The sequence below is a fragment of the Desulfosporosinus acididurans genome (genome assembly GCF_001029285.1).
Taxonomy (GTDB): Bacteria; Bacillota; Desulfitobacteriia; order Desulfitobacteriales; family Desulfitobacteriaceae; genus Desulfosporosinus; species Desulfosporosinus acididurans.
This window is the reverse complement of record NZ_LDZY01000040.1, coordinates 1-5,642: the sequence shown is the minus strand read 5'-3', so window position 1 is coordinate 5,642 and position 5,642 is coordinate 1. Positions and strand designations below refer to the sequence as shown.

The following is a 5,642-nucleotide window of genomic DNA, read 5'->3' as shown; positions in this document are numbered from 1 at the left end:
GGGCCATCGCTCAACGGATAAAAGCTACCCTGGGGATAACAGGCTTATCTCCCCCAAGAGTCCATATCGACGGGGAGGTTTGGCACCTCGATGTCGGCTCATCGCATCCTGGGGCTGTAGTAGGTCCCAAGGGTTGGGCTGTTCGCCCATTAAAGCGGTACGTGAGCTGGGTTCAGAACGTCGTGAGACAGTTCGGTCCCTATCCGTCGCAGGCGCAGGAAATTTGAGAGGATCTGTCCCTAGTACGAGAGGACCGGGATGGACGAATCACTGGTGTACCAGTTGTCTCGCCAGAGGCACAGCTGGGTGGCTATATTCGGATCGGATAAGCGCTGAAAGCATCTAAGCGCGAAACCGGCCTCAAGATGAGATTTCCCACGAGTGAAAGCTCGGTAAGACCCCTGAAGGAAGATCAGGTTGATAGGCCGGATGTGGAAGCACCGTGAGGTGTGGAGCTGACCGGTACTAATCGGTCGAGGGCTTGACCTAATAAGATACGAAAGCAAAGGGAACGTGGCTCAAATGGTTCCGAGAAGACGAAGCTAGAAAAAGACTCTATGTAGTTTTGAGAGAACAGAGTTCGAAAAGGACAACTGAATCTCAGAGATCTGGTGATCATGCCGGAGGGGTTCCACCCGTTTCCATACCGAACACGGAAGTTAAGACCTCCAGGGCCGATAATACTTGGGGCGCAGGCTCCTGGGAAAGTAGGTCATCGCCAGGTAAAACAAGCAACAGACTGCCATAATGGTAGTCTGTTTGTGTCTCATGAAAGAAGTGAAAGATATTGGGTCCCACACTGCAGGAGAAGGCGTCACTGGACGCAGTGTGGCGATAAGCTCGTACTTCGCCACGAAGTGAATCTCTAGGGTTGGTGGTTCGGCGAAACCCTCCACCGGAGGCTTTCGTGCTTTTCGTATACACGAACACGGAAGTTAAGGATCCACACTGCAGGAGTATGCGTATGGGGACGCAGTGTGGCGAAAGGCTAATCCGCCTTTCGTTCCAGGGCCGATAATACACTACCGGTGATTGCAGCCCCTATACTTACATATTAATACCACCCGTAGGGATATGGGGGATAAGCATAGGGGTACACAGATGGGTAATAGCGAGGTCTAGCCATTGTAGCTCCCAAACCTAAGCCCAGAGCAAAGGGAAGAAACCCAAAACCAAACATAAGATCAACTCCTTTTTGTGTTTAATAAGGCTACCACCTTAGTCGATGGTAGCCTTAATAGAATTTCTAGAAGATTACGCCTAAAGCGATAAGAATTAGAATTGCAATCGCGATTATTCCAATACCCATGCCTGCACCAAAACCATAAGCAGTGACAGGGGGATGACAACTTGCTCCGCTCATTCCACCATAACTCATTCCGTACATATTAACCCCTCCAATTAATTAGAATACTATACCAAGTGCGATAAGAAGAAGTATAATTACAACAATGATAGCAATTCCAGCACCAAAACCTGTGCCATAAGAACTAGCAACGCCTGTACCTAATGTCATTGTTATTTCCTCCTTAACCATTTCTGCTACATAATATGAAATAAATGGATATTCCGAAATTTGTCTTACGAAGGAGTGTTCACATTTAATATATAACTGGATAACCTAATGACTAAAGAATCAACAAAAAAGATCAGGAGACCTGATCTTTTTTCTCTATGCATGAACAATGAAAACAACGTAAATATTTTAGGACGTATTTTGTATCTGCGCTGGAAAATGGGATGGATAAACCGGACTTATATGAATTTCTGAGTCTACAGAGTTTGGTCTGCTGACTCGATCGTTATTTCCAGTACTGCTCTGGCCCAAGGAAATTTAGTTTTCATCAACTCAAATTCCGAACCTTCTTTAAGAAAACCGGCGGTCCCCTTAATCAAAAAACCTGTTCCTTTATACATTTTGCCTTGTACTTCACGATTAGCAACAGTGAGTTTAACTTTATTATTTCTTGCTATATTATTCTCGGTTTCGTTCATTCCGCCAACCGGGATAAGTAATTTTCCATCGTTTGTGATGTTAATGTAGCTGTTCCATGTATTGACCACGTGAGGCTCATTTATCCCTTGAGTTACAATTGCGACTGCTCCATCGGAAGGGTGAGTTAGAACTTCTTTAAGCTTTTCGATAGACATTTAGAGTACCTCCTTAAAATTAAGTACTAAGCTGAGAAATGTGATATTTTAATTTTCTATTAAACTTTTAGACAGGGGCCGTGGCCGGTTGCCACAAAATTGGGGTTTAATTGTTTTAATGTTTGTTGTAATTTTATGCGGCGTTCTTGGTCAGGTACTTGTTCCTTACTGATATCGTCTATTTCAGTCTCCCAATTGGATTCTAGAATAGCATTGTTTGCTTCTCCGAAGCGAATCATCAGGTCACTACTAAAAAAGATACCGCGTCTTTTTTCTAAGACCAGCAGGCCCTCCCAAAGATGCATTTCAGAAGGGTAACTAAAGAACTCTAGATCGTAACTTTCCGTTGTCAGTTTCTCACCGGGTTTTTTGCTAATAAACTCTTGGACAAGTCCAAATCCGGTTAGCTGACGGGCTGTCACTTCGGGGCATATTGGTATAGCTTGGGGAAAATGTTCGAGTAGGTATGATAATCCGCCGCATTCATCTGCTTCAAAATGAGAAACAAAGATATAGTTTAGGTTATTATCCCCTAGAATGCTTTTCAGCTTAGGCACCATTTCAGTTGCTTGTTGAACATTGCCCGTGTGAAACAAAATTGGCTCGTTGGTTAATAGAAGATATTGATGGAATGTAAGGTTAATTGGCGGAATGTACGTGCTAAATTGGTGTAAATCTTGATAAATGACAGACACACTTATGGCTCCTTTCTCTGTTATGGCTTGGTCTGAAGATAGTAATTCCCTAAAACATCAAATTAATTAGGAAAGTTAAAAACCGATCCGATTTTATTCGGTCAATCTCAATGAATATGCTATCGAGATACTTTGGGCTTAATCTGAGTAAATAATATTATTCACTGCATTAGAAAACTTATAGTTTCAATTTGTACTTATGCGCTATCTGTCATTTGTATTTTGTAAGCGAAGAGATATATAAAATATCTCGACAAATCTTATGTTATAATAACGAATAAAGCAAAATGAGGTGCATTTTTTGTTAAAAGATTTATATAATATTGACACTTAGGTTAAAAGAATTAAGTACGAGGGGAAAGTTGATGTTTCCCCTTTTGAAAATTTTGTAACAGAAGCAGCTAAACACGAGTTGATTGTGTCTAAGAACTATCTGGCTGAGTTGGTCGGTGAGATTGGAATTGTAAAGGTTGATGACAATGTTTGAATTTTATGATGTAAAATACAAGGATGTACTAGATCTTCCGAAGCTTGAAATAAAACAGGAGGAAATTACAACTTTTATAGGTGCAAGCGGCAGTGGGAAAACAACAATTTTAAGGATGCTAAATAAGTTAATTTCTCCTACCCAGGGCAGGATTATTTTTAACGGTACCGATTTAAGGCAGATAAATTCTGTTGCCCATCGTAGAACTGTCAGTATGCTTTCCCAAAGTCCTGCTATATTTGATGGGAGCATTAGAGACAACTTAAATGTAGGATTAAGATTTCAGGAAAGGGAATTGGCAAGAGATAAAGATTTGAATCACATCTTAGAACAAGTTAAATTAAACAAGCCTTTGGAAGCTTCTGCCAATACCCTTTCGGGAGGGGAAAAACAAAGGCTTGCCTTAGGCCGAATACTTCTTCTTAATTCGAAAGTGTATCTTCTTGACGAGCCATCATCAGCACTGGATGATGAAACTGAGGAAATGATTATTCAAATGCTGACAGAACATGTAAAGAGAGAAAAGAAGACAATTGTAATGGTAACACATTCAAAAGCGATTGCTGAGAAGTATTCCGACACTATCATCGAGATATCGAAAGGCAGATGCTTAACCTGGAGGTGCAATGATGAACGGAATAATTGATTTATCTGCTTTCCGGGTTGTACTTGCGTATCTATTTGTAATTATTGTTCTTGTGATTGTAAGATTACGAGGGATAAATAGAGAAAAAGAAATCGTAATTTCTTCTTTAAGAATGACTTTACAGTTAATTTTGACTGGCTATATTCTGGTGTATGTATTTCGCTATCCTAATCCGTTCATTACCGGAGGTATTATTTTTTTGATGGAGGCATTCTCAGTCTATACTATATTCAAAAAATTTAAAGGTAAATTATCTGCTTCGCTAAAGAAAGTTGTTGTAATTTCAATGAGTATAGGCACTTTATCTTGCCTTTTGTATTTCTTATTGGTGGTAGTTCGGATTACTCCTTGGTATAATCCGCAATATTTTGTACCAATAGCCGGAATGCTCATTGGTAACTCGATGACGGGAATATCTCTTGGAATCAAAAGCTTGATTGAAGGAATGACAACACAAAAAGCATTAGTGGAAGAAGCATTAATACTTGGAGCAACACCTCAGGTTGCGACAAGAAGCATAATTAATAGTACTTTTGATGCTGCTATTTTGCCGACAATTCAATCTATGGTAGGAATGGGAATAGTCTTCTTACCGGGGATGATGACGGGTCAAATCCTTTCCGGTACATCTCCGACAACTGCAATAGCTTACCAGATTGCTATAATGTTCGGAATCCTTGGCGCTGTGGCACTAACTGTCATTATAATGTTGCAGTTAGGTTACCGTACGTTCTTCAATAAGGAAGATCAATTAGAAGATCAATTATATAAAGTTTAGGTTATCATGGGGCTGTGTTGAAACTTTGTTTCTCACAGCCCCTCAATAGGTTTCGAATGGGGAAGGCTAAACTGACTGACCGTCTATCCTAAGACGACAGTCAGTTTTCTCATGTTATGGGCAATACAATGTAATCCCCACTCCAGCTTGACCTTTTCCAATCCCTTTAGGATAAATCGTCGCACACCAAAATTGCCTTTGATATCTCCAAAGACACTTTCCACCTCTATAGGTCTTAAGCTACGCATTTTTATCCCATATTCGCTGGTCAGATTAGCCCTTGCCTCTGCTTTTAGTTCATTGCCTTTAGGGTTAATGTTGATCTGCTTCTTAAAATTCGCATTATTACTTTGCTTAATACAACGTTTGCGGTAGGGACAATCTTGACAATCATCACTTTGATAGACTCGGATTGTACTTTGATAGCCCCTTTTGCTTTTCTGAGTTTTTATGTGCTTGAACCTTAGAACCCTCCCAAACCCGCACGTGTATTCATCCTTCTCCTTATCATAGAGCCAATTCTGAACCAGCGTCGGATCGGATTTCCACTTGGCCGTTGCTTCCTTATGAAAGGTATTATATTTTACATAGTTCCCAAGGTTCTTTTGAGTCAGATATTCGTAATTCTCTTCACTGCCATATCCCGCATCGGCAACAATGTTGGCAGGGAGTTTCCCCCCCGTAAGTTTTTCCTTCAATTCTTCCAGATGTTCTTTCATGCAATTGGTATCGCCTGCTGATTGATGGGATACTATATCCTACGACAAAATTGATTTTTCCTGTTCCTATTTTGGGACATTTGTAACCCCGGCTTTTAATTGCCCCGTTCTTCATAGCATCTTCTTTCATTCGCATGAAGGTGGCGTCTGTATCCGTTTTCGAATA

5 protein-coding genes, 2 rRNA genes and 1 pseudogene are annotated in these 5,642 nt (G+C 40.7%); 4 read left to right on the top strand and 4 right to left on the bottom strand.

The features are described from left to right. Together DEAC_RS21940 and rrf are read left to right on the top strand one after the other, a co-directional pair. Window positions 1-489: ribosomal RNA gene (locus DEAC_RS21940) — 23S ribosomal RNA — on the top strand; the annotation flags it as partial. A 118-nt stretch (window positions 490-607) separates the two neighbouring features. Continuing rightward, window positions 608-724, top strand: a 5S ribosomal RNA gene (gene rrf / locus DEAC_RS21935). A gap of 522 nt (window positions 725-1,246) precedes the next feature. Here rrf and DEAC_RS24025 read toward each other — a convergent pair. The 3 genes from DEAC_RS24025 to DEAC_RS21920 all read right to left on the bottom strand — a co-directional run bounded on the left by DEAC_RS24025 (window position 1,247) and on the right by DEAC_RS21920 (window position 2,846). After that, complete coding sequence (locus DEAC_RS24025; RefSeq protein ID WP_200903180.1) at window positions 1,247-1,387, bottom strand: hypothetical protein; 141 nt, start codon at window positions 1,385-1,387, stop codon at window positions 1,247-1,249. 386 nt (window positions 1,388-1,773) lie between these two features. Beyond that, the gene (locus tag DEAC_RS21925) at window positions 1,774-2,151 is read right to left on the bottom strand and encodes a pyridoxamine 5'-phosphate oxidase family protein (protein WP_047812198.1); all 378 of its coding nucleotides are present in this window, start codon (window positions 2,149-2,151) and stop codon (window positions 1,774-1,776) included. Window positions 2,152-2,210: 59 nt separating this feature from the next. Continuing rightward, entirely contained in the window at window positions 2,211-2,846 is a 636-nt protein-coding gene (locus DEAC_RS21920; RefSeq protein WP_047812197.1) for an oxygen-binding di-iron domain-containing protein, read from the bottom strand. Between the two features lie 479 nt (window positions 2,847-3,325). On the opposite strand from DEAC_RS21920, the gene DEAC_RS21915 reads away from it, so the two are divergent. Beyond that, window positions 3,326-3,979, top strand: coding sequence for an ABC transporter ATP-binding protein (locus DEAC_RS21915; RefSeq protein WP_047812196.1), 654 nt, complete (start codon window positions 3,326-3,328; stop codon window positions 3,977-3,979). Further along, window positions 3,963-4,757: an ABC transporter permease gene (locus DEAC_RS21910; protein WP_047812195.1), complete on the top strand. Its 795-nt coding sequence runs from the start codon at window positions 3,963-3,965 to the stop codon at window positions 4,755-4,757. Before DEAC_RS21915 ends, DEAC_RS21910 begins: the two co-directional genes overlap by 17 nt. Before the next feature lie 83 nt (window positions 4,758-4,840). Here the strand turns inward: DEAC_RS21910 and DEAC_RS21905 are convergent. After that, window positions 4,841-5,642 (bottom strand): annotated as a pseudogene (locus DEAC_RS21905) (transposase); the annotation flags it as partial.

What these genes read in the sequence shown, in the direction of transcription:
- DEAC_RS24025 (WP_200903180.1), bottom strand. Translation starts at nt 1,387, where the DNA reads ATGTACGGAATGAGTTATGGTGGAATGAGCGGAGCAAGTTGTCATCCC.
- DEAC_RS21925 (WP_047812198.1), bottom strand. Translation starts at nt 2,151, where the DNA reads ATGTCTATCGAAAAGCTTAAAGAAGTTCTAACTCACCCTTCCGATGGA.
- DEAC_RS21915 (WP_047812196.1), top strand. Translation starts at nt 3,326, where the DNA reads ATGTTTGAATTTTATGATGTAAAATACAAGGATGTACTAGATCTTCCG.
- DEAC_RS21910 (WP_047812195.1), top strand. Translation starts at nt 3,963, where the DNA reads ATGAACGGAATAATTGATTTATCTGCTTTCCGGGTTGTACTTGCGTAT.